The organism is Flavobacterium sp., from assembly GCF_036405015.1.
Classification (GTDB): Bacteria; Bacteroidota; Bacteroidia; order Flavobacteriales; family Flavobacteriaceae; genus Flavobacterium.
Genome location: NZ_DASWYK010000192.1, coordinates 1 through 25,139, shown reverse-complemented (window position 1 = coordinate 25,139; position 25,139 = coordinate 1). Strand labels below are relative to the sequence as shown.

At 33.6% G+C, this 25,139-nt stretch carries 23 protein-coding genes and 1 pseudogene; 16 read left to right on the top strand and 8 right to left on the bottom strand.

Translation table 11 applies throughout. The features are described 5' to 3' along the window. Positions 1-87 precede the first annotated feature (87 nt). From VGE71_RS16540 to pdeM, 6 genes are read left to right on the top strand one after another with little or no spacing between them, the layout of a single operon-like run. Entirely contained in the window at positions 88-408 is a 321-nt protein-coding gene (locus tag VGE71_RS16540; RefSeq protein WP_331139302.1) for a hypothetical protein, read from the top strand. 17 nt (positions 409-425) lie between these two features. Beyond that, on the top strand, positions 426-812 hold the full coding sequence (locus VGE71_RS16535) for a YidH family protein (RefSeq protein ID WP_331139301.1): 387 nt from the start codon (positions 426-428) through the stop codon (positions 810-812). A gap of 25 nt (positions 813-837) precedes the next feature. Further along, entirely contained in the window at positions 838-1,842 is a 1,005-nt protein-coding gene (locus VGE71_RS16530) for a ligase-associated DNA damage response exonuclease (RefSeq protein ID WP_331139300.1), read from the top strand. Between the two features lie 52 nt (positions 1,843-1,894). After that, a complete protein-coding gene (locus tag VGE71_RS16525) occupies positions 1,895-3,496 on the top strand; it encodes an ATP-dependent DNA ligase (protein WP_331139299.1) in 1,602 nt (533 codons plus the stop codon). Then, positions 3,497-5,956 (top strand): ligase-associated DNA damage response DEXH box helicase, encoded by a 2,460-nt coding sequence (locus tag VGE71_RS16520; RefSeq protein WP_331139298.1) that lies wholly within the window; start codon positions 3,497-3,499, stop codon positions 5,954-5,956. Between the two features lie 6 nt (positions 5,957-5,962). After that, positions 5,963-6,601 carry a ligase-associated DNA damage response endonuclease PdeM gene (gene pdeM / locus VGE71_RS16515; RefSeq protein ID WP_331139297.1) on the top strand — a complete coding sequence of 213 codons (639 nt, stop codon included), beginning with the start codon at positions 5,963-5,965 and terminating at the stop codon, positions 6,599-6,601. 613 nt (positions 6,602-7,214) lie between these two features. Here pdeM and VGE71_RS16510 read toward each other — a convergent pair. The 7 genes from VGE71_RS16510 to VGE71_RS16480 all read right to left on the bottom strand — a co-directional run bounded on the left by VGE71_RS16510 (position 7,215) and on the right by VGE71_RS16480 (position 15,329). Continuing rightward, complete coding sequence (locus tag VGE71_RS16510) at positions 7,215-8,345, bottom strand: efflux RND transporter periplasmic adaptor subunit (RefSeq protein WP_331139296.1); 1,131 nt, start codon at positions 8,343-8,345, stop codon at positions 7,215-7,217. 1 nt (position 8,346) lies between these two features. Next, the gene (locus VGE71_RS16505) at positions 8,347-12,723 is read right to left on the bottom strand and encodes a CusA/CzcA family heavy metal efflux RND transporter (RefSeq protein WP_331139295.1); all 4,377 of its coding nucleotides are present in this window, start codon (positions 12,721-12,723) and stop codon (positions 8,347-8,349) included. A 76-nt stretch (positions 12,724-12,799) separates the two neighbouring features. Beyond that, positions 12,800-13,177 (bottom strand): hypothetical protein, encoded by a 378-nt coding sequence (locus VGE71_RS16500; protein ID WP_331139294.1) that lies wholly within the window; start codon positions 13,175-13,177, stop codon positions 12,800-12,802. 167 nt (positions 13,178-13,344) lie between these two features. After that, complete coding sequence (locus tag VGE71_RS16495; protein ID WP_331139293.1) at positions 13,345-13,887, bottom strand: hypothetical protein; 543 nt, start codon at positions 13,885-13,887, stop codon at positions 13,345-13,347. A gap of 21 nt (positions 13,888-13,908) precedes the next feature. Then, positions 13,909-14,430: a hypothetical protein gene (locus tag VGE71_RS16490; RefSeq protein ID WP_331139292.1), complete on the bottom strand. Its 522-nt coding sequence runs from the start codon at positions 14,428-14,430 to the stop codon at positions 13,909-13,911. After that, the gene (locus VGE71_RS16485; RefSeq protein WP_331139291.1) at positions 14,408-14,875 is read right to left on the bottom strand and encodes a hypothetical protein; all 468 of its coding nucleotides are present in this window, start codon (positions 14,873-14,875) and stop codon (positions 14,408-14,410) included. The genes VGE71_RS16490 and VGE71_RS16485 overlap by 23 nt, the downstream gene beginning before the upstream one ends. Positions 14,876-14,879: 4 nt before the next feature. After that, a complete protein-coding gene (locus tag VGE71_RS16480) occupies positions 14,880-15,329 on the bottom strand; it encodes a hypothetical protein (protein ID WP_331139290.1) in 450 nt (149 codons plus the stop codon). A gap of 247 nt (positions 15,330-15,576) precedes the next feature. Between VGE71_RS16480 and VGE71_RS16475 the strand changes: the two genes are divergently transcribed. The 8 genes from VGE71_RS16475 to VGE71_RS16440 all read left to right on the top strand — a co-directional run bounded on the left by VGE71_RS16475 (position 15,577) and on the right by VGE71_RS16440 (position 23,471). Next, a complete protein-coding gene (locus tag VGE71_RS16475) occupies positions 15,577-17,595 on the top strand; it encodes a sensor histidine kinase (protein WP_331139289.1) in 2,019 nt (672 codons plus the stop codon). Positions 17,596-17,597: 2 nt separating this feature from the next. Next, complete coding sequence (locus VGE71_RS16470) at positions 17,598-18,338, top strand: LytTR family DNA-binding domain-containing protein (RefSeq protein ID WP_331139288.1); 741 nt, start codon at positions 17,598-17,600, stop codon at positions 18,336-18,338. A gap of 231 nt (positions 18,339-18,569) precedes the next feature. Then, entirely contained in the window at positions 18,570-19,412 is an 843-nt protein-coding gene (locus tag VGE71_RS16465; protein ID WP_331139287.1) for an STAS domain-containing protein, read from the top strand. A gap of 15 nt (positions 19,413-19,427) precedes the next feature. Further along, the gene (locus tag VGE71_RS16460; protein WP_144212382.1) at positions 19,428-19,826 is read left to right on the top strand and encodes an STAS domain-containing protein; all 399 of its coding nucleotides are present in this window, start codon (positions 19,428-19,430) and stop codon (positions 19,824-19,826) included. Continuing rightward, a complete protein-coding gene (locus VGE71_RS16455; RefSeq protein WP_144212380.1) occupies positions 19,807-20,223 on the top strand; it encodes an anti-sigma regulatory factor in 417 nt (138 codons plus the stop codon). Before VGE71_RS16460 ends, VGE71_RS16455 begins: the two co-directional genes overlap by 20 nt. Then, the gene (locus VGE71_RS16450; protein WP_144212378.1) at positions 20,216-21,229 is read left to right on the top strand and encodes a SpoIIE family protein phosphatase; all 1,014 of its coding nucleotides are present in this window, start codon (positions 20,216-20,218) and stop codon (positions 21,227-21,229) included. The genes VGE71_RS16455 and VGE71_RS16450 overlap by 8 nt, the downstream gene beginning before the upstream one ends. 2 nt (positions 21,230-21,231) lie before the next feature. Continuing rightward, on the top strand, positions 21,232-22,854 hold the full coding sequence (locus tag VGE71_RS16445; RefSeq protein WP_331139286.1) for a sensor histidine kinase: 1,623 nt from the start codon (positions 21,232-21,234) through the stop codon (positions 22,852-22,854). Between the two features lie 287 nt (positions 22,855-23,141). Further along, positions 23,142-23,471 (top strand): DUF4870 domain-containing protein, encoded by a 330-nt coding sequence (locus tag VGE71_RS16440; RefSeq protein WP_331139285.1) that lies wholly within the window; start codon positions 23,142-23,144, stop codon positions 23,469-23,471. Between the two features lie 113 nt (positions 23,472-23,584). Here the strand turns inward: VGE71_RS16440 and VGE71_RS16435 are convergent, their stop codons facing one another. Further along, a complete protein-coding gene (locus VGE71_RS16435) occupies positions 23,585-23,881 on the bottom strand; it encodes a winged helix-turn-helix transcriptional regulator (RefSeq protein WP_331139284.1) in 297 nt (98 codons plus the stop codon). A gap of 93 nt (positions 23,882-23,974) precedes the next feature. On the opposite strand from VGE71_RS16435, the gene VGE71_RS16430 reads away from it, so the two are divergent. After that, positions 23,975-24,220: a redox-active disulfide protein 2 gene (locus tag VGE71_RS16430; RefSeq protein ID WP_331139283.1), complete on the top strand. Its 246-nt coding sequence runs from the start codon at positions 23,975-23,977 to the stop codon at positions 24,218-24,220. 107 nt (positions 24,221-24,327) lie between these two features. Beyond that, positions 24,328-25,139, top strand: a pseudogene (locus VGE71_RS16425) (mechanosensitive ion channel protein MscS); the annotation flags it as partial.

Below are 25,139 nucleotides of genomic sequence, written 5' to 3'. Positions count from 1 at the left end.
AAATCAAATCCTATAATCTTTCTAAGTGTATAATTTCCAAATTTGTATATCTAAAAGTTGAAAAATTATTAATCTAAAACAGCAGCTATGAAAACGAACGCCGAAAATCGATACACTGCAGAATTAAATGATTTTAAATGCAGAAGACCAGATCATATTGATACAGCACATGAAAATGAAGCAATGGATGAAGAATTTACTTCTGGTCAAAATGAAGATCAGAATTACAAAAATCATTGCAATCAAGATTCTGATGATTGTTACGAAATAATAGAAAGTGGTTTAAACCTTGCTGAAGATAATACTCCTTTTTCAACTTATGACGAGTCAAATCCCTATGACAGTTATAATTTAGATCATGAAGACCACAAATATGATTGCCCTCCTTATAGAAATTTTGAACATTAAAAAACTTTAGCATATTTATGTCGCCTAAAAATGATCAGGAAATAATGAACGAATACTTGTCTAATGAAAGAACTTTATTAGCATGGCTTCGTACTGGAATTGGAATAATGGTTTTTGGATTTGTTGCAGTAAAATTTTCACTGTTCCTACAACAACTTCCTGTTGAATACTTAGCTGAAACCGTTGCTCCTCAATCTAATTACACTATTTATCTTGGAATTGGATTACTAATTACGGGCGCGTTGACGATTCTTCTCTCCTATTTGAGATATAAGCATACTATTAAATTGCTAAAAGATGGAAAATATCAGTACTCAACAGCAACATTAACTTTTATAACAATGTTGCTTTTTGTATTAAGTATTTCATTAATTGCTTATTTAATAATTGCGGCAAACAAATAATTTTCTAATTCCCTAATTATAAAAAATGAATGTACCCTTATTGCAATTTAATGACAAAGGCATTTATTGCCAGCAAGCAGACGTTTACCTTGATCCGTGGCGTCCTGTAAAAAACGCCATTATCACGCATGGACATTCTGATCACTCGAGATGGGGACATCAAAATTATATTACGCATCATACTAATGTCCCTATTATTAAACATCGATTGGGCGAAATTAATGTTACAGGAAAAGATTGGAACGAAACTTTTACGGTAAATGGAGTAAAATTTTCTCTTCATCCTGCTGGGCATATTATTGGTTCTTCACAAATTCGGGTTGAATATAAAGGTGAAATCTGGGTTTTTACAGGCGATTATAAAACAGAAGACGATGGAATTTCAGTTCCTTATGAAGTGGTAAAATGCCATTCTTTCATAACAGAATGTACTTTTGGACTTCCCGCTTTTAATTGGGAATCACAAAAAGATGTAATGACCGAAATTAATAATTGGTGGGTAGAAAATCGAGCTGAAGGTAAAACATCAATCCTTTTTGGATATTCTTTAGGAAAAGCACAACGATTATTAAAATATCTCGATCCAAATATTGGAACGATTTATACGCATGGCGCAATCGAAAATATGACGAATGTTGTTCGTCCGTTTATTGATTTGCCAGCAACGATTAGAGTAACTCAAGAAACCAAAAAAGAAGATTTACTAGGAAATATCGTGCTCGCACCACCAAGCGCACACGGAAGTACATGGATTAGAAAAATGACTCCTTTTGTGACGGGAACAGCAAGTGGCTGGATGGCTTTTAGAGGTGCAAGACGCAGACGTGCTGTTGACCGTGGCTTTGTTATCAGCGATCACTGCGACTGGAATGGATTACTAGAAAGTATAAAAGCAACTGGAGCCGAAAAAATAATCTGCACTCACGGATATTCTGATATTTTTTCCAGATATCTAAGAGAATTAGGTTACGATGCTAGAACAGCACACACGCAATATGAAGGAGAAACAAATGAATCAGACGAAAGTTAAATTCAAAAAAACAAATTCCAAATTCCAAAAATGATCAACCAATACTAAAAAGATGAAAAACTTTGCCGAGCTTATAAAAACCTTAGATAGTTCTAATAAAACATCGGTAAAAGTTGATGCGTTGACTAATTATTTTCTAAAAGCAAGTGATGAAGATAAAGTTTGGACAATTGCTATTCTATCGCACCGTCGTCCTCCTCGACCTGTTAATACGACTTTGCTACGTTTATGGGCAAATGAACTGGCTAATATTCCGCTATGGTTGTTTGAAGAAAGTTATCATATTGTGGGAGATTTGGCTGAAACAATTGCTCTTGTTATTCCGACGACAAAAGAACATTCAGATAAGAGTTTAACCGAATTTCTTCAGGAAATCATAGCTTTAAAAAAGAAAGATGATTTCGAAAAAAAAGAATACCTGCAAACCAATTGGCTGAATTTGAATTATTATGAACGATTTGTTTTTACCAAGTTAATTACAGGAAGTTTTAGAATTGGTTTAAGTCAGAAGTTGATGACGAGAGCGCTTTCTAAAGCGGAGAATATTGAGGAAGATACATTGGCATATAAATTAATGGGCGATTGGAATCCGAATACCATTACTTTTCAAGAATTGATTTTGGATGAAAGAAGCAGCGATTATTTATCAAAACCTTATCCATTTTATTTGGCTTATCCAATTGAAGGAGAAATTGAAAGTTTAGGAAATCCCGAAGACTGGAGCGCCGAACATAAATGGGACGGAATACGTTCTCAAACTATTATTCGAGACAATGAAATTTACGTTTGGAGCCGTGGCGAAGAATTGGTAACCGATAAATATCCTGAATTTCAATCTTTCATCGGAAATATTCCGGACGGAACTGTTATTGATGGCGAAATTCTTCCTTTCATAGACAATCAAATCGGAACTTTTAATGATTTGCAAACTAGAATTGGCCGTAAAAATGTATCGAATTCTGTCTTAAAAAATACCCCTGTTATTATAAAAGCTTATGATTTACTGGAATGGCAAGGAAATGATATCCGAAATCTGCCTTACGAAAAACGTCGTAGTTTATTAGAAGAGTTGTTTACTACTTTAATTGGAAAAGATATTCCGTTACAGCTTTCAGAAAGGCTAAATTTTTCGAGTTGGGAAGATATTATAAACGAACGATTGAAATCTCGCGAAATGAAAAGCGAAGGCTTAATGTTAAAACGAAAAGATTCTCCTTATCTCGTTGGAAGAAAAAAAGGCGATTGGTGGAAATGGAAAATTGAACCTTTAACCATAGATGCAGTTCTCACCTACGCCATGCGCGGTCACGGACGAAGATCTAATTTATTTACCGATTATACTTTTGCCCTTTGGCAGGAAAATGAAAATAACGAGCGCGAACTTGTCACTTTCGCAAAAGCATATTCGGGCTTAACCGATGCCGAATTTAGAATGGTGGATGATTTTATTAAAAAGAATACTTTAGAAAGATTTGGCCCTGTCAGAAGTGTAACGCCAAAATTGGTTTTTGAAATTGGTTTTGAAGGAATTGCACTTTCCAAAAGACATAAAAGTGGCGTTGCAACTCGTTTTCCAAGAATTTTAAGATGGCGCCATGATAAGAAAATTGAAGACGCGAATTCGATAGAAGATTTAAAAAATATGATTCAATAAATGAACAGAGAGCAGTTATTTACAATCGCCAGCAATTGGTTTGAAAGTCAGGGATGGAAACCTTTTCCGTTTCAGACACAGACTTGGACTGCTTTTCTGCAAGGGAAAAATGGCCTATTAAATGCGCCAACTGGAAGCGGGAAAACTTATGCACTCTGGCTTCCGATTATTTTAAATTACATTAAAGAAAATCCAAACTATAAAACCAAGCACAATCCAGGCCTGAAAGCCATTTGGATTACGCCGTTACGTTCTTTGTCAGTAGAAATAAAACAAGCAGCAGAACGAGTTTTAAATGATTTAGAAATTCCAATGACTGTTGGAATTCGTACTGGCGATACTTCTTCAGCAGAAAGAGCAAAACAAAATGGCAAAATGCCCGATTTATTAATCACAACTCCAGAAAGTCTGCAATTGCTTTTGGCTTCAAAAGGCTATTCGAACACCTTTAAAAACTGCAGCTCAATTGTTATTGATGAATGGCACGAATTATTGGGAACCAAACGTGGCGTTCAAGTAGAATTAGCATTATCAAGGTTAAAAACAATTGCTAAAAATATACGTATTTGGGGAATTTCAGCAACAATTGGAAATCTTCAGCAAGCACAAGAAGTTTTATTGGGTGTTGCTTCTGAAGCTTACAAAAACTCTGTTTTAATTAAAGCCGTAATTCATAAAAAGATAAAAGTAGTTTCAATTATTCCTGAAAAAATGGATACTTATCCGTGGCGCGGACATATGGGATTACATTTGATTGATGAAGCTGCAAAAATTGTAAAAGCGAGTAAAACGACTTTAATCTTTACTAATGTTCGTTCGGCTTGCGAAATTTGGTATCAAAGATTGTTAGAAAAATATCCTGAATTTGCTGGAGAAATGGCGATGCATCACGGAAGTATTGATCGAGAAACGAGACTTTGGGTTGAAAATGCTATTCGAAATGAAGAATTAAAAGTTGTGGTTTGTACGTCAAGTTTGGATCTGGGAGTTGATTTTGCTCCTGTCGAATCAATTATACAGGTTGGAGGTCCTAAAGGTGTTGCGCGTTTTATGCAGCGCGCGGGTCGAAGCGGTCACCAGCCAGGAAAAGAAAGTGTCATTTATTTTCTAGCCACACATGCGATTGAACTTATAGAAGCTTCTGCCTTAAAAAAAGCAGTTGAAAACAGTGTAATCGAAGATCGTGTTCCGTATTTAAATAGCTGGGATGTTTTGGTACAATATCTCAATACTTTAGCTGTTTCTGATGGTTTTTATCCTAACGAAATTTTCAAAGAAATTCAGGGAACATTTAGCTATCAAACCATAACAGCCGAAAATTGGAATTGGATTTTGAATTTTATTACCAATGGAAGCCAGAGTTTAAATGCTTACGACGAATTCAAAAAGGTAGAAATTGACGAAAACGGTTGCTATAAAATCAATAGCCGAATGATTGCCATGCACCACAGAATGCAAATCGGAACTATTGTTGGCGATGCTGTTATGAATGTTAAATATTTGAGCGGCGGTTATATAGGCACAATAGAAGAATGGTTTATTTCGAAATTAAAACCTGGCGATACTTTTATTTTCGCAGGAAAAAAACTGGAATTGTTCAAAATCAGAAACATGCAGGTTTTGGTTAAAAAAGCGAGTCTGAAGAAAGAATCCAAAATTGCAAGCTGGATGGGCGGACGATTGGCTCTTTCTTCTCAAATGAGTGAATTGCTTCGGCAGGAATTATATCGTGCCAATACCGATAATCTTTCACCAGAATTAAAAGCTTTAAAACCTTTATTCCAAAGACAGCGAAAAGAATCGATTGTACCAAGTTCTGATGAATTTCTAATTGAAACTTTCAAAACTAGAGAAGGTTTTCATGCTATTTTTTATCCTTTTGAAGGGCGTTTTGTACATGAAGCTTTAGCAAGTTTATTGGCCTTTAGAATTAGTTTATTGCAATCCATAACTTTTTCTTTGGCTTACAATGATTATGGATTTGAATTACTATCTGATCAGGAAATTGATATTGAAAGCATGCTGGACAACAATTTGTTTTCTACTGAATATGTTCATCACGATTTGCAAAAAAGTCTGAATTCAACCGAAATGGCACGAAGAAAATTCAGAGATATTGCTGTAATCTCAGGATTGGTTTTTACTGGTTTTCCAGGAAAAATGGTCAAAACAAAACATTTACAAAGTGGTTCACAATTGTTATTTGAAGTTTTTAGGGATTTTGAACCTGATAACTTATTATTGCATCAGGCATATCGCGAAACTTTTGAGCATCAATTGGAAGAAGGTCGTTTAATTATGGCTTTGGAACGAATTGCCAGCCAAAAGATTGTATGGAAACAATGTTTAAAACCAACACCATTTAGTTTTCCAATCATTACAGATCGATTAAGAGAGAAACTTTCAAGCGAAACTTTGGCAGAAAGAATTCAGAAAATGACAGCCTCTTATATGAAATAATACTTTATGAAAATTCAAATACAAAACGAAAACTTTATACTTCATCCTAGCGGCGCTTTATTTTGGGAAGACAAGAAAATTGTAATCATTTCTGATGTACATTTAGGAAAAGTCACGCATTTTAGAAAACATGGAATTGCTATTCCACAAAGTGCTATACCAGAAAATTTTAAAAAGATTACCGATGTTTTGGAATATTTTCAACCTGAAAAAATCATCTTTTTGGGAGATTTATTTCATAGCACTAAAAATTCAGAATGGAATTTATTTGAAGAATGGATTTCAAATCATAATCAAGAAACCTATTTAGTTGCAGGAAATCACGATATAATTGATCAGAAACATTATTACGAAATTGGAATTCTAGTCGTTGACGTTTTAGAAATCGACGGATTTTTCTTCACACATCATCCCACAGAAAAAGAAGATATTTTTAACTTTTCAGGACACATTCATCCCGGAATAACCTTGCGCGGACTCGGAATGCAGAGTTTAAAACTTCGTTGTTTCTTTCATAAACCAAATCAAATGATTTTACCTGCTTTTGGAGAATTTACAGGAAAATTTATTCTAAAACCTGAATCAGATCATCTTGTTTATGCTATAGCTGGAAATGAGGTTATTTTGATAAATAAAAATGATTGAAAGAATATTAATTAGCTCTCTAAAATATATTCCGTTAGGAATATCTGGTCGGTAGAAAAATTGAATTATTATGGGTTTGTGTCCTGTAGGGACACTTGATTTTAGGAATGAATATTCATTAATTATTACAATCAAACGTTCCTACGGAACGTAAAACCGTAATCAAAATTAAATAGCTACCGACGAAACACTCCTACGGAATGATGCAATTTTTATAAATATTAAAATACGTATCAAACCCGACAGGTTTTAAAAACCTGTCGGGTTTTAGATTTACTAATTTCGTTCTACCGACGAAACATTCCTACGGAATGATGTAATTATTATAAATATTAAAACACGTATTAAACCGGACAGGTTTTAAAAACCTATCCGGTTTAGCATTAATAATTTAGTTTTCTTTTGAATTGCCTTCAGCTTTAGCTGGAGGATCAAAATTTAAGTAGTAAAAAGGCTTTAGCCGAAATCGCTATTTTGGCTAAAGCCCTAATGACTCCCATTTTACAAACCTCCAACTAAAGCTGGAGGCAATTCAAATTTTAAAATCATAGTTAAACTAAAAACCCAGTAAAACTTAATTTACTGGGTTTCTTTTTATTTTAGAATAAAAGCTTTATTGTTCGTCATTATTCATTGCCGACATTAAAAGAGTATAGGCATTTTTAATAACAACTTTTGAAGAACTTGAAACTGCATCAGAATTAATTTGACTAAAACCTTCATTTTTCACTCCAGATTTTACTTCATTCATCTGAAACTGATTATTTCCAAGATCTGTAAATACATAAAATTTACCTTGCCAACGTACAACAGCCTCTTCGGGAACTGTTAATGCTTTTTGATTTTCAACTTCAATTTCTGCATTTATAAAAAGTCCTGGTAATAGAGCCGGATTATATGCATTTACTTTACAGATAATTTCAGCCGCACGATCTCCATTTAAACTTTGATTGATAAAAGCAATTTTAGCTGGATATTTCTTTGTATCTGAATTGTTTGCAAATGCCATTACAGACTGTCCTACAGATAAAGAAGCGACATCTTTTTCAAAAGCGTTTAATGTCAAAACAATGTCCCTTTTATCGATCAATTCAAAAAGCATATCTGTCGAATTTACATATTTTCCAACATTCACATTTACCTTTGATACCAAACCATTAATAGGAGAAATCACTTTTATCGTTTTGCTAATATTACCTACATTCAGTGTTTTAGCATTAATTCCTAATAAATTTAATTTTTGTTCTAAAGAAGACATCGTGATACGTTGAGTTCTCATCTCGGTTGTAATTTGTTCTAAAACTTTATCACTAGCTGCTTTGTTCAAATTAAGTTCTTTCTGTCTTTTATGTTCATTTTGAGCCAGTTCAAACTTTTCTTTCGCCATCAAATAATCCTGTTGCAATTCGATAAACTGCATATCTTCTAAAACAGCCAGAATCTGACCTTTCTGAACATTCATCCCTGCAATCAAATTGGTACTTTTAACGTAACCACCTAACGGAATACTTATACTTACGACACTTTTTGGAGGAACAGTAACGGTTCCTTGAAGTTGTAAAATCTCTTTTACATTTTGAACCGTTGGATTTCCGGTCTCTAAACCTGCATTTTTAATTTGCTCGCTGGTTAATTTTATAATATTGATGCTTTTAACTTCGGTATCTTTATTTTCTTCGTTCTTCTTTTTTCCGCACGAGAATAGTACTAATGCGCCTAAAAACGCAGCTATATATTTTTTCATTTTAAATATTATTAAGATTCTGCAGTGTTATTACTGCTTTATTGTAAGCGTTCAATGCGTCTAAATACTCGCTTTTAATTGTAATGGCCTGATTGACTACCAAAACCCATTGCAGATAATCTATATCGCCATTTTGTAATTGACTGCTTGAAGCTTCAATAATAGTTTGAGCGTTTTTCAATCCTTCTTTTTCATAATACTCCAGACTTTCCTGATATTTTTTTACTTCACGATCGGCATTTTCAATCGTTGTTTTCACTTCGATTTTAGCTGCTTCAGAAAGTTCTACAAAACTTTCATATTCTGCTTTAGCAGCTTTTTTTCGCTCTGATTGACTTGTAAAGAAAATTGGAATTGAGAGACCAGCATTGACATAATTAAATCTTTGTCCACTACCATAATAAACTTCCTGACCTAAAGCATTTGTTTGGCTTCCTATAATGCTCAAATTATTGTAGCCTAAAGTGATTTCTGGAAGCATTTTTGCGCCTTCTGTCTTCCATCTATATTTAGCCGATTCCGATTCATATTGCGAACGTTGAACCGCAGGAAGATTTTCTGTTTTAAGGTTTTCTGTTATTGAATAACTTAAAACTGTTTTCAATTTCTCCTTTTTAGGAGTATAAGTAACTTTGTCTTGTAAAACAGCGTTGAATGAATTCAAAGCAATTTCAATGTCTTTATTCACCATTACAAGCTGATTGCTATAAAATTGTCTGGCAGATTGCGAGGCACTTTTTTCTAAAACATTAGCTTCCCCGGCTTTAAACCTTAAATCAGATTTTTTCTCCATAATTCGGTAAATCGAATCTGCATAAACCAGTAATTCTTTCTTACTGTTCAACCACAAATAATCGTAATAAAGGTTACGAACTCTCGTTTTTATTTCTTGTGAAGTCAGCTGAACTTCGGCTTTAGCTTTATTAAAATCGGCTTTCAATGCTTTTTTCTGATTGCTGTAAACAGTAGGAAAAGCAAATGTCTGACTGATTCCGAATCTTGTGTCTTTTTGCGCGCTGTTAAACTGGCCATAATCGGCATCAATCTGGGTTTGTGGCAAATTGTAGGCTGTTTTTTGTAAATAACTTTTAGACTGCTCGTTTAACTTAGCCGATTTCATCGTTCTGTTATTTTCAATAGCAATCGAAATAGATTCATCGAGTGAAATTGGTAATTGCTGCGCTTGCGCCATATTACCAATAAAAAGAAGACTCAGTAAAATGGTTAGATTATTCATATGTTTTTTTCTTTTTTTAGAAAACCCTTTTGCGTGGTATGTCATTAAATAAATGGCTGGAAGCACAAAAAGAGTCAGAAGTGTTGCCGTAACTAATCCGCCGATTACAACGGTTGCCAGCGGACGTTGTACCTCCGCTCCTGCTCCGTTACTCAAAGCCATCGGAAGAAATCCTAACGATGCTACAGCAGCCGTCATTAAAACAGGACGTAATCTGTTTTTAGTTCCTAATAAAATGATTTGGAAAGGATCGGTAATTTCACCTTGTTTTTGTATTCGGTTAAATTCTGAAATCAAAACAATTCCGTTTAGAACCGCTACACCAAAAAGTGCAATAAAACCAACTCCTGCCGAAATACTAAAAGGCATGTCACGCAATACCAGTGCAAAAACACCTCCGATTGCAGATAACGGAATTGCGGTAAAAATGATAATTCCTTCTTTAAACGATCTAAAAGCAAAATACAATAAAGCAAAAATCATTAATAAAGCTGCTGGAACTGCAACTCCTAATCTTGCTTTGGCTTGTTGTAGATTTTCAAATGCACCACCGTAAGTAATGTAATATCCCGGATCGAACTTAATTTGCTGATTCACTTTTTGCTGTAATTCTTCAACAATAGACTGAACGTCTCTTCCACGAACATTAAATCCGACGATGATTCTTCTTTTTGCATTTTCACGCTGAATCTGATTTGGACCTTCTACTTCTTCTACACTTGCTACTTGATACAGCGGAATCTGCATTCCAGAAGGAGTTGCAATCAAAAGATTTCGAACATCTTCGATTCCTTTTCTACCATTATCTTCCACACGCACTACCATATCAAAGCGTTTTTCTCCTTCGTAAATACTTCCTGCAACAGCTCCAGCAAAAGCAGCATTAATGGTTCTATTAATATCAACCACTCTTAAACCGTATTTCGACATTTCTGCCCAATTGTAATCAATTACGATTTGAGGCATTCCTGTTACTTTTTCAACATAAAGATCGGCTGCACCTTCAACGGTTTTGCTTATGTTTCCAAGTTTTTCGGCATATTCTGAAAGTTTCTGAAGATCTTCTCCATAAATTTTACAAACCAAATCTTGTTTTGCTCCTGTCATTAACTCATTAAAACGCATTTGAACCGGAAACTGAAATCCTGTTGTAACTCCAGGCGCAATTCTCTTAACAGTTTTGGTCATTTTATCGGCAAGTTCTGCAAACGAAGAAGCGCTAGTCCATTCTGATTTGTCTTTTAAAACAATAATCATATCTCCACCTTCAATTGGCATTGGATCGGTTGGAATTTCGGCACTTCCGATTCTGGAAACTACTTGCTGTACTTCTGGATATTCTTTCTTTAATTCAGCAGAAATTTTCTCAATTGTTTGTGTGGTAGTAGAAAGGTTTGTACCCAATAATAATCGAGTTTCAACAGCAAAATCTCCTTCTTCTAACTGCGGAATAAATTCTCCTCCCATTCTTCCAAACAAAACAACAGCAATTCCGAAAAGTACAAATGCCGCAATTACAATTGATTTTCTAATACTTAGTGCTTTTGTAAGCCAGCCTTCATAAGCATTTTCTAATCTTGCCATTACTCGGTCTGAAAGATTCTTTTTATGGCTTATTTTTTTACTTAGAAATAAAGCGCTAATCATTGGAACATACGTAAGAGACAAAATAAATGCTCCTAAAATTGCAAAAGCAACTGTTTGCGCCATTGGTTTAAACATTTTACCTTCAATTCCTTGTAAAGAAAGGATTGGAAGATAAACGATCAGAATGATAATTTGTCCAAATACTGCGGCATTCATCATACGAGCGGCAGAACCTGTAACTTCTTTATCCATTTCCTCTTGAGAAATAGCGTTTATGGCCTTATATTTTTTAGCACTGTGAAGATGATGCAAAATGGCTTCGACGATAATAACAGCTCCGTCTACAATTAATCCGAAATCTAAAGCTCCTAGACTCATTAAATTACCGCTTACGCCAAAAGTATTCATCATAATAATGGCAAAAAGCATCGCCAACGGAATAACAGACGCTACAATAAAACCTGCTCTAAGATTTCCTAGAAATAAAACTAAAATCAACACTACGATTAAAGCGCCTTCAATTAAATTCTTTTCTACAGTACCAATAGCGTTGTCTACCATTTTGGTTCTATCTAAAAAAGGTTCAATTTTTAAACCTTCAGGAAGAATTTTTTCAATTTCTGCTATTTTATCTTTTACATTAACAATAACATTATTGGCATTTTCACCCTTCAACATCATTACAATTCCACCTACAGATTCTCCGTATTCATCTGTTGTTAAAGCACCATAACGTATAGCCGAAGAAATTTTGACATCGGCAACATCTTTTACCAAAATAGGAAGACCACCTTGTGTACTTTTAACTACAATATTTTCAATATCTTTAATACTTTTAGCTAAACCAGTACTTCTAATATAAGATACCGTTGGACCTTTCTCAATATAAGCTCCACCGGTGTTTTCGTTACTGCTGTTTAAGGCTGTAAAAACTTCACTTATTGTTAGATTTTGAGCTTTTAATCTGGCTGGATTTACTGCAATTTCGTATTGCTTTAGTTTTCCTCCAAAGGTCGAAACATCTGCAATTCCTGCAGTTCCTAAAAGCTGTCTTCTAATAGTCCAATCCTGAATTGTTCTGAGCTCTTCTAACGAATATTTCTCTTCGTAACCTGGTTTTGGTTTTAAAACATATTGATAAATTTCTCCTAAACCAGTTGTAACTGGAGCCATTTCGGGTTTATTGGCATTTCGGTCAATTTCTACTTGTTGCAGCCTTTCTGTAATCTGCTGTCTTGCCCAATATACATCGGCATCGTCTTCAAAAACCACGCTGACTAGCGAAAGTCCGAAGCGTGAAATACTCCTGCTCTCTTTAAGATGCGGAATATTACTAATGGCTTGTTCAATCGGAAAAGTGATTAATCTTTCTACATCTTCGGCACCAAGAGAAGGTGCTGTAGTAATAATTTGTACCTGATTGTTTGTGATGTCTGGTACGGCATCAATTGGCAATTGTGTAACCTCATACACACCGTAGATAATCCACAGCAATGTAAAGATTCCAATCGCCAGTTTGTTCTTAACTGAGAACTGAATTACTTTATTAAGCATAATTTATTAATTAAAAAATAATACATGAGCGACCAAAACGAAATGTCTCAGCCACAACAAAAAATTTAAAATTAATTTATGCTATAGGAGGTCTAAAAAGGGAAAGCAGATTTGGATCTGAGAAAAGATCTGATCTGTAAGTTGGAATTTTAGATTGTGGTAAATCTGGATTAAAAGGGACCGGAAGCAAATCTTTATCGTCTAAAAGAAAGACAAAATGAAATGAGCTGCTCGAAATTGTTTTAAAAGGAAGTTGCATGTCGCGATCTCCATCATTATCTTTTAAATCTTCTCCCCAATAATGCATGGATAAGAAATCGATAAAACTTAAATCCATTAATTGTTTGTGCTCTTCAAAATGCTGTATCAATACTGGCAGTTTATAAAACTGCTGTACAAAACTGCTGTTTGAAGCTATCAGAAAAATAAATATGTAGACAATTTGTTTTCGCACAGCGCAAATTTAACCCAAATAATATAATTTTCCATCATTAAAAATAGTTTGAATATATCTTTTAACAATTTGGAAATATTAAAATAGGGTTTGAATTATTTCTAATTGATTCTTTCTGAAACAAAAAACCGAGTTAAATTCTCTCAGATTTCAACTCGGTTTCTATTTTACAACTTATTATATTCCAGTCCGTTTGCATCGGCATAAGGCAGTAGCAAATCCATTACTTTGGTGTATCTTACATCGAGCTCTATTCCTTTGGTTTCATCGAGCTCTTTTGCTGCAGTATCAATTTCTTCATCGCTTTTTCCTTCGTCAATCATTTTGGCAATCATCATAAAGTCTTTGTTTTGAATTTCGTCTGCATATTCAAACAATTCAATTCCTGCTTTTATGATCGGCTCTGCATCTTTATTCGGATTTAAATTTTTTATTCTTTTAATATCTTCTTTAAAAGTGTTGGCATAAGCAAACTTAACCACTTCAATACAGGTTGCTTTTTTCATACTTTTTCCGTCTTCGGCTGGTAGTTGTAAAGTTCCGTTTGCTTTATGCAGACGAATTTCTCTAAAAACTCTTTCAAAACTAAACGGAATTTTATTCGTATTCAATCCAACAGTATTAAAAATATCATCCGGACTATCTTTTATAAAACTGCAGGAAGTTACAAACATCATTAATATTAAAAATGAAGAACTGCTAACTTTCATAAAATGTATTTTTAGTATCGTTTAATTTTTGTTTCTGAGATGTGTTTCCTCTATCATTTTATCTATTTTCAGTAAGATAGAATGTTCGTATGCTTTTTGAATTTCCAAACTTTTACGTCCAGAACTAAATCCTTCACTGATTCTGTAGTTTTTAACGAACTGACTTTTATCAGCACCTAAAGCGTAATACCAGCTTCCCATTTCTGAATGAACAAAAACAACTGCTTCATCCAGTTTCATTATTTTCTTTTTCGAAAATAATGGATCATTTTTATAAACTGCATTCGTAGAAACATCAAATATATAATGAATTTCTGAACCAATCATTATATCATACAAACTATGTAAAATAAAGTATATCAACAAAATACAAATTCCCCATCGCATCGCTTCATCCATATAATGATCCAGAAAAAATAAAGCTGCCAAACCAGCCAAGATCCCTCCCAAAAACCATTTGGACAATTTCAGTGAAGTCTTATTGGGATACAAAGTAAATCTATTTAAGCTTTCTTCAATGTTATATCTTTCGTGAATGTTCATTTATTTTTAAAATTGCATTGATTTCATTCATGAGTTTCTGCATTGATCTAGTTGTAAAACCTTGTGCAATTCCAGTACATTTTTCTTTGTTATTTTTAATATAATAAAGATTCAAAGAAACATTTGTCGTTATAAGATTCTGCTTGATTTTGACCAATTCAAAGTTTACAAAATCAGAGATAGGAATCTCTACTGGTTTATTAATCAATCCGTTTTTAATGATGAAAGCATTCTTATCCAAATCGATTATAAAACTTTGCGCCCAGATTGAAATAAAACACAAAATGGTCAAAATTCCGAAAATCCAGATTACAGCAGTATTTTTATAATAAATTCCACCAATCATAAACGCCAACATTCCAATTACCACCAATAAGCCAAAACCATACTGTCTTTTCATGACAAACTGGTTGCCACTTTTTTCGAATTTCGTTAATTCAGTCATTTCCTTAATCGATTTTAACGCCGTCAATGATCAAAGAATCCGAAATAAGAGAAATATAAGCACTACTATAATCTCCATTAATCTGGTCACTCATAGAATCAATTCTCCCTTTTGTAAAATCAAATTTTCTCATCGGCATTTTTCCGTAGCTATCGGTCATTGTAATCATACCGTCAATTCCTGCTTTATTTTTCATGAAAGCCGCTAACAACGGAATATCCTGTTTTTCCAGATCAAGAGAAAAATAGTAATTGTTCTTTACCTCATTGGTTTCAGAATTAACCACCGATTTTGTAAAAGAAAAGGTTACCGATCTTACAGCAGCTTTGACTACTTTGTTTCCATCTTTCAAAGAAATTTCAACTCTGATACGTTTATCATCTTGCTGACCGTATGTCAAAACAGAGAAAAAAAGAGTCGCAATAAATGTTATTGTAAAAAAAATCTTATTCATAATTTATAGTTTTAAAAAAAATTAATAATGAACAAGATTACTACTAAGATCAGCTTATGACAATTCGAAATTGGCAAATGGAGGTTTTTGATTTTTATTCGGTCATCCCCTTCTATTATCCCGAAACAGCACTTTTAAAATATACTTTGATGCAAAGTTTACAAAGGATTTTCTTGTAAAAATTACGGTCTATTTTTTTTGGTCAGTCGCAACTCAATTTGTACTTTGGCAGTAATTACCACAATACATGCGTCCAAAAAACACTTTTTTTCAGATCAAAAACAGACCATCTAAATGGTTTATCTGTTTGTTGATTTTATGTTTTTCTAATTTAAATGCGCAGCAAATTTCTTCTATAGAAAAAATTGCAGCATATGGATTTTCTAAACGTTTTTCTGATTCTTCTTCCTCAAAAAAAATACAGCTTCAGGCATTAGAACTAGCCAAAAAGAAAAATAATATTGATGATGAAGTCATTTGTTATGCTTATCTGGCTCTTACACAGAGACGTTTACTTCATTTAAAAAATTTTGCCCGTTATGCTGACACTGCCTTTTATTTAAGTGAAAAATCGAATAAAATACGCGTAAAAGCCTTTGCCTATATGGCACAGGGAACATTAAAATCTTATATTGATGATAAACCACAAGCATTGGATCATCTTTTAAAAGCTTATAACCTATTTTCTAAGATCAAAGCTCATGATCAGTGTGCAAAAATTGCTTCAGACATCTCGTATTTATTCTCTCCCGCCTCTCCTGAAAAAGTAAAAAAATATTCCAGAGAAGCGTTACAACACGCAGCGAAAGCAGGTGATGCCGAAAGCCAATTGTACGCCAGACTTGCTTTTGGCGGTTATCTGACTGACAGATTAGAATCGGGATATAAACAAGAATGGATCGTAGCACTCAACTTCTTTCAGGAAACTGTTGCTTACGCAGAAAGATATCCGAGCCAGATCATCAGCAAAAGTAATCTCGGAATCGCTTATATCAATCTTGCAGATCTTTATTCGAAAGGACCAAAACCAATTGACGAAAAAGCAATGCTGAATAATCTCAGGAAAGCGACTGAAATTGCAAAAAAATACAATGTAAAAATCATTTATCGGAGTGCAATCGGTCTTCAAGGAATGTATTACACTCAAAAAGGAGATTATACAAAAGCCGAACTGTTATTTATTGAAGGAATCAAATATCAGCTTAGTCTGCCTTATACAGACAATTATTTGCTGGCAACTTTTTACAATTGCTTAAAAGAGGTTTCTGTAAAGAGAAATGATTTCATGGCGTATTATAGATATGATACTTTATATACTCAATACAACCAGTTAAAATATGATGAAAGCACTCAAAAGCTTTTACAGAATGCAGACGCTCGTTTTGAATCTTCTAAAAAAATGGAAAGAATCAAACAATTGGAACTGGAAAATGAATTAGTACAAAAAAATAAACTTTTAGGCTACGGAATTGCAGCTGTTTTATTAATTGGATTGATATTTATGTTTCGTTCTTATTATTACAGACAACGTTATTATTTAAAACGCGAAGAAATTCTAAAACAAGAACAGGCAAATAGTGAGCTAAAAGTTCAGTTAATGGAAAAAGAAACTATCGAAAATCTTGCGGCAAGACTTTCTCTGGAAAGACGATTATTGCGTTCGCAAATGGATCCGCATTTTATTTTTAATGCCTTAGGAAATATACAAAGTATGATTTTGCAGAAAGATACCATTCCCGCAGTTTCTTATTTAAATAAATTCGCCAAACTGACTCGTCAGATTTTAGAACAATCCCGCAAAGAAACCATTTCGTTGGACGAAGAAATCGGCACTTTAAAAAATTATATCGAGTTGCAGCAATTGCGCCTTAATAACAGTTTTGAATACGAAATTATCTGCGATGAATCTGTTGAAAATGATATTCTTATTCCGCCATTATTAATTCAGCCTTTTATAGAAAATGCTGTCGAACATGGATTAAAACCAAAACCTAAAGAAGAAAAAGGTTTATTGAAAATCAATTTCACACAAATGAACGATCAGAAAAATCTAATCTGCACTATAAAAGATAATGGCATCGGATTAGCTGCTTCGCGTAAACTGAAAATAAACGAAAATCATCAGTCTTTGTCAACCACTATAACAGATGAAAGATTGACCAAAATGCAGAAAGAATATCCGAATGCCGGTTTTAAAGTTTTAGAAAGAGAAACTGAAAACGGAGAAACAGGCTGTATTGTTATTATCAACATTCCAATTTTATAAATATGTATAAAACTATAATTATTGAAGACGAACAGCGCATACGAGAAGCTTTATCGATTATGCTTGAAATGGTTGCTCCTGATCAGGTTCAGATTGTTGCTTACGCGGAAAGTACAGAGGAAGCCGTGAAGTTGATTGACCGTTTAAAACCCGATTTGGTTTTTATGGATATTATGCTCCAAAACGGAACTGGTTTTGATGTTTTACAGCAAATTTCGTTTAATTCTTTTCATCTTATTTTTACCACTGCTTACGAACAACATGCTGTAAATGCTTTTAAATACAGTGCGATAGATTATCTTTTAAAACCAATTGATCCCGACGAATTGAAAACGGCAATTGAAAGAATTGCACTTTTGCAGGAAAGAGTTTTAGAAAAACAGCAATTGAGCGAATTACAAAACAATCTTTCTAAAACACCCGATCGAGTTATTCTTCCAACACAAGAAGCAATGTATGTTGTAAAACTAGAACAGATTCTAAGATGCGAAACTTCAGGTTCTTACACTACTTTTTTTCTAACAGACGGTCGAAAAATAATGGTTTCCAAGCCGCTCAAAAACTATGAAGATATTTTAGAACCACCAATGTTTTTTAGAATTCATCAATCACATTTAATCAATGTCAATTCGATTGTAAGTTATTCTCGCGAAGGAATGGTACATATGAATGATAAATCGGTTGTTCCTATTTCTAGAGGAAAAAAAGAACAGTTTTTTAAATTAATGAAAGAGGAAATTTAAATTAGTGTAAAACATCAGAAATAACTCTCTTTTATCTTTTTTGCATTTAATATTCACAAATTAATATTTTCTGCTCTTTTAACATAAATGATTAATTATAACAGTTTAAATGATGCTTCTAGCTTCAAAAAATTAATTTTTCATCATTTTTAAATTTAATAAATCTTTTCGCATACAATTTAATGTTATATATTTGATAGAGAAAATTCCAAAATTTAAAGCAAAAAGCAAATGCAAAACAACGTACTAGGTGTCTTAAAAGAGCACGAAAACAAGTTACTTACAATATGGTCTCAAATTCTTTTAGAGAGTGGTGCAGATGATGGAGCGGTTGAAGAAGAAGAGTCAAAAGAATTTGCTTCATTCTTTTTAACTGCATTAGCAAAATCTGATGAAAAATATGAGAACTCACAGGAGTTTGAAAAAGTTCAAGACCTTATTGTAGGAATCTCATCTTCTAGAGGAAAACGTGGATTTTCTCCAAGAGAAAACGGACAATATTTAATTTCGTTTAAAGAAGCTGCATTTCGAATTCTTGCTGAATTAATAACAGATCCTCAAGCACTTTATGACGCTAATCTAAAATTGAGTGCTATTTTAGACAATATGATGATTATGACTTTTGAAGCCTTTATGAAAGGAAGAGAAGACGTAATCTCTAGACAAGTTGATGAAATTAGCGAAATCTCTACACCTGTTATCACCGTTTGGGATGGTATCGTTGCTTTGCCAATTATTGGAACTTTAGACAGTTCAAGAACACAAACTGTAATGGAAAGCCTTTTACAGCAAATTGTTGATACTGGAAGTTCTATTGCCATTTTGGATATTTCTGGTGTTCCAGCTGTAGATTCTCTTGTAGCACAGCACCTTATTAAAACAGTGAGCGCAACCCGTTTAATGGGAGCTGAATGTATCATTAGCGGTATTCGTCCAGAAATTGCTCAAACAGTTGTGCATTTAGGAATTGACCTAACCGGTATTACAACTAAGGCTTCATTGGCAAGCGCTTTACAAACAGCTTTTGAAATGCTTCAGTTAACTGTTGTCAAAAAAAGAAAAATTGTAGAATAAAGATTTCGGGTTTATATGGAAAGAATTCCTATACTTAAAATGGGAGATTTTCTGCTTGTTACTATACAAGTAGATTTGTATGATCAATTGGCAGAAAATCTTGAATCAGATTTAATAAATACTATTAGTAAACATAGTTCAAAAGGTGTTCTAATAGACATTTCTGCAGTTTCTATTATAGATTCTTTTATGGGAAGAATCCTCGGAAACATTGCCGTAATGTCAAGAATATTAGATGCACAAACCGTTGTTGTTGGAATGCAGCCCGCAGTTGCCATAACATTGGTAGAACTTGGATTATCTTTAAATGGAGTCATAAGTGCCTTAAACGTAGAAAGAGGCATGGATTTACTTCGCTCAAAAATGCACATAAGCGAAAACGAAGAGCAGGAGTATGACGACGATATCGAATAGCAAAGAAGAAGCACCCGTTGTAAAAGAACAGGATGTTGTACCATTGCGCAATCGTGTAAAAGAATATGGTGTAAAAGCTGGTATGAGTATTTTAAATCAGACCAAACTTATTACGGCCACTAGCGAACTTTTGCGTAATCTTCTGAAATATGGTGGTGGTGGAAGAGTTATTATCGAGTCCGTGAGCAATGGCAAAGATAATGGCGTGCGCGTTACTTTTATTGATAACGGCCCCGGAATAGCCGACATATCTCTAGCAATGAAAGATGGATACAGTACAGGAAAAAGCATGGGATTAGGTTTACCAGGAACAAAAAGACTTGTCAATGAATTTGACATTAAATCAGAACTCGGAAACGGTACCACCGTTACTATAACAAAATGGAAAAATGGATAATACGTTTTCCACTTATAAAATTGATGACAGAAGTCTGATAGCTTTTATAAAAAGAGAAATACATAATCTTGCCCTTCAATTGGGCTTTACCCCTCACAGAGCTGCCGAAACAGATATTATTGTGGCAGAACTTACTTCAAATCTAATGAAATTTGCGAACGGCGGCGAATTGCTGTATCGTGCTAATTTTAACGGAGAGCATAATGAAATCGAAATCTATTGCCTGGACAAAGGCATTGGTTTTGATAATGTTGCCAAAATTATGAATGACGGTTATTCGTCTTCTAATACACTTGGTCATGGTTTAGGTTCCATTAAAAGACTAAGCAATGATTTTCAGATTTACTCCATGAAAAATTGGGGCTGCGTACAGTATGTAAAAATCTGCGAAAAACCAGAACTCGAAATTCCTTCTTTAAAAAACGGATTAAATCCTACTACTATTGCTGTAAATTATCCAGGTGAAAAACTTTGCGGAGATGGGTATTATATAAAACATAACAGCAAAGGATTTCAGATATTTGTGGGAGATGGATTAGGACACGGAGAAAGTGCTAATGAAGCAGTTGAAGCTGCTATAAAAGCCTTTAAACAATCTGTAGAAACCGATCCAACTACTATTTTAAGAGACATTCATTTAAAAGTAAAGAAAACCAGAGGATTGGTTGCAACTATAGCATCAGTAGATTATAAGTCAGAAGTTTGGAATGTTTGCGGGATTGGCAACATCAATACCCGAATTTTTAACGGATTAGAAAATAAAACCTATACTCCTTATAACGGAATTATCGGTCATAATATTCCAAGAACACTGAACAATACCGTTGTTCCTTATAAAAAACATCAAATCATCATTATGCATAGTGACGGTTTGCGAACAAGATGGAGTTTAAACGACTTAAATTCTATTTTCAAACAAAGTCCCGGCATCATTGCAGCTGCAATTTATAAGGAAAATGTAAGAGGAACTGATGATGCAACAATTTTGGTCGGTAAAATAAACTGAGCATGATAAAAGAGATCATACAAATAAATCTTGATAACGAAATGGACCTGATATTGGCTCATAAACGTTGTATGAAAATTGCAGAAATGTGCGGTATGGCATCTTCATTTCAAACTCGCTTTTCGACCGCAGTATCAGAAGTTGCCCGTTGTGCCATTGCCAAGGGAACCAACTCTTTATTGGTACTGGGTTTGAACATCATAAAAGCAACTCAAAAAGAAATTATAGCGGTTATTACAGATACTGCAGATTTAAAAAGCTGTAGTCCTGAAGCCTTTTTGTATGCTTCTAAAATCTCTGGAAATATTCAATATAATTATGCTGACAATCAGTCTGTAACTAAAATCAGTCAGCCAATTTCGGCACCTGGACTTTTGTCTGAAACGAAGATCAAAAGCATTATCGATTATTTTAAATTCGAACCGCCTTTATCTCCGTATGACGAAATTAGAAAGAAAAATATTGAACTAATTGCGCTTTCCGAAAAACTAACAGAAAGCGAGAACAAATACAAACAATTAGCCAATACAATTCCAATTTTAATTTGTGTTTTGAATGAACGCAATACAGTATTATTGGTAAACGAATCTTTAGAAAATTATCTGGAAGTTCCTCTCCTGACTTTTGATAGAAAAACGCTGATCAATTTTATTCATTTAGAAGACGTTGATACTATTCTTGAAGGTTTTAACAAAGCCAAACAAAACCGATCTAACTTCTTAGGAGAAACAAGAATTAAAAAAGGTTCTGATTATATCTGGCATTTAATTTCTATAGTTCCAAATAAAACTGAAGACGGAAGTTTTAACAGCTGGCTTGTTTATTTTGTAGATATCAACGCTCAAAAAATGATGGTGGAAACGTTGAAAGACAACACCGAATTGAAGTTAACCAAGCATGAATTGGAAAGCGCCAACTCTAAACTTCGTTTTAAAAATAAAGAATTAGAACAATTCGCTTACATTGCCAGCCATGATCTTCAAGAACCGCTTAGAAAGATTATGATTATGCTCTCAAGAGCGGGCGAACATTTAAGCGAAGACCAAAAAAAGAAGTATTATTTTGACCGAATTACATTAGCCGCTGGCAGATTATCCAATTTAATTACAGATGTTCTCAATTATTCTCGAATTGAGAATAAAGAACAATATTTTGACGAAGTAGATCTAAACCAAGTTATTATCGAAGTTTTGAGTGACTTAAGTTTGGTTATTGAAGAAAAAAATGCTGTTATAAATGTAAATCCTTTGCCAAAAGTTTTCGGACTTGATACACAGCTTCGCCAATTATTGTATAATTTGATCAATAACGCGCTTAAGTTTAATACCGATCAGCCTACTGTAACCATCTCGTATGAAGATGTTCCTAAAGATGAAAAACTGGTAACTTCAGCTGAAAATTATCATGTAATTTCAATTGCTGATAACGGAATCGGAATGGACGGTAAATACTCCGAACGTATATTTGATATGTTTCAACGTCTTCACGAACGCGATCAATATGGAGGAAATGGTATCGGACTTGCATTGTGCCGAAGAATCATCGAAAACCATAATGGTATGATCAACTTTAGCAGTAAACCTGGAGAAGGAACCACATTTTGGATTTATCTTCCGAAAAAATAAACAGTTTTTTACCGCAAAGTTCGCAGAGTTTTTTGAAATGCGAGATCTGTAAAAACCAAAGAACGCAAAGTTTTTCTATAAAACTTTGCGTTCTTTGCATTTATAAACAGTCTTTTTGTTAAAGATCATTGCGAACTTTGCAGTTAAAAAATAGAAACCTAAAACAAAAAATAAACAACTTAGAAATTCATCCTCCACCAATACCAATCAAAACCTACAGATAACAAAGCAGCTATTTAATTTTTCATTCATCGTATCTATTTTTGAAATAATAAATAACTAAAACGATGAATAACAAAACCCTTTCTATTTTGAGCTATGTCACTATTATTGGTTGGATTATAGCTTTTGTTCAAAGTAAAGATTTAACTCCGAAAAGTGATTTGGTTAGATACCATTTAAAACAAGGATTCGGAATTTTTCTAGTCTCTTTACTTGTAAACGTTGCTCTATCTATTGTAGTAATGGTTGTGCCGGCTCTTTACTTTTTAAGCTATATTGGTTACGTAATCTTCATTCTATGGATTTTCGGAATCATCAATGCGGCAAACGAACAAAAGAAACCAATTCCTGTAATTGGCAAAATGTTCGAAGACAAGTTTGATTTTATCAACTAACTATCATTGCTTTTTTTTTAGCTGACGTTTTTATTTTTTGGATGTAGGATTTGATTCTCAGAGAATCTCAGTGATTTCATAGTCAGCTGAGCAGATTTGGGGATCTTTTCTACTTAATTAGAAAGACCTTCCAATTGCTGAAAAACTGGAATTAAAGCTTTTCCTTTCTCTGTTAAATTATATTCGATATGAAGCGGTTTTAATTTAATGGTAATTTTCTCCAAAAGTCCCTCCTCTTCCAACTCTTTCAAAGCGGTTGCCAAAGACTGCTTGTTTGAACCCTGAATTTGTCTTAGTAACGAATTAAATCTTAAAGGCGACTCAACAGCTAAACGGAAAATTTCTGCTTTCCATTTTCCTGATAACATCTTTAAAAGTCTTTGTGCCGGACATGTTTCGATTTCTTCCATATCATTTTATAGGGTAGTCAAAAAAAAATGACTAATTGTTTAGGAATATTTTTTAATTAAATTTTGTAAAAAATTATAATGTAAAAATATAAAATGAGAGCAAAGAAACCAAGCGAAATGAGTATTGAAGAACTTTTAAAAAAACAAAAAACAATTCTTTATATAATTTATTTTCTATTAGCGGCATCCATAATTCTGTTACTCATCATTGTATTTTTATGTCAAGAAACCACACTTTCTACTTTAATAGTAATTCCATATTCTTTAATTCCTGTCGTTATTGTTAATTCGAATTCATTAGAAGAAATAAAAAAAGAAATCGATCTCAGAGATATCTAATCAGAATCTGAAGATAAAATAGGCTTATAGGTCTAATTTAATTTTTTGTTGATGAAAAGTTTTATAAAAAAAATTAAATTTGATCTCCCTAAATAAGCCCTAAAATTATGATTTTTCAAAAAAGACCTATTTATTTCCTTCCTTTATTTTTCTTCCTTTTGCTTACTCTTTCGAGTAATGCGCAAGAACAAAAAACGGTAAAAAAAGAAAGTCGTGGCAAATTGTTTAACGACACAACCGCTACAGACAGTGACTACTTAATGGCGATCGAGAAAGCAGGAGAAGTACTCGAATCTGCTTATAACGATATTGATTTTGAAGGCGATACACGTCATCTTTTTGGTGATATGAAACGCACAGAAAGCAAACTGAATTTAATTCTAGCCAGTTTGAAAGGAGCTAATCCAAACGTTCGTAACCAACAAATGTATCGTATTGTACTTCAGGAAATTCAACAAGAATTAGAAGAACAAAACAAGTCTATTAATACTCGAAATCTGAATCTTGAAAATATTAAGAAACGCGTAATAGATCTTCGTAAAGACAAAACATTAATTGCTTTACTAAAAGATACAATCCGTCGCAAACAATTTCAGAAAGAATTTGGTGATCTTAGAAAAAGATATCGCGGAACAGATAGTTTGATGACTAAAAATCAAACGACTTTAAACAACAAAAAAAGACTAACAGTTCAACGAAAAATAGCGGTTTCTAATGCTTTAGTCACTGTCGAAAGCAAGTTGGAAAAATCTGGAATTAGTATTTTCAACAAAGAATATCCTTCTTTATGGCAAATCAGCGATTCGGCTGTAAAGAAAAAAGTAAACCATAACATTAAGGCCAAGGTTATAATTGAAGAAAATGTAGCCGCTTATTATTTGGGCTACAAAGCCGGCGGATTAATTACTTTATGTTTCTT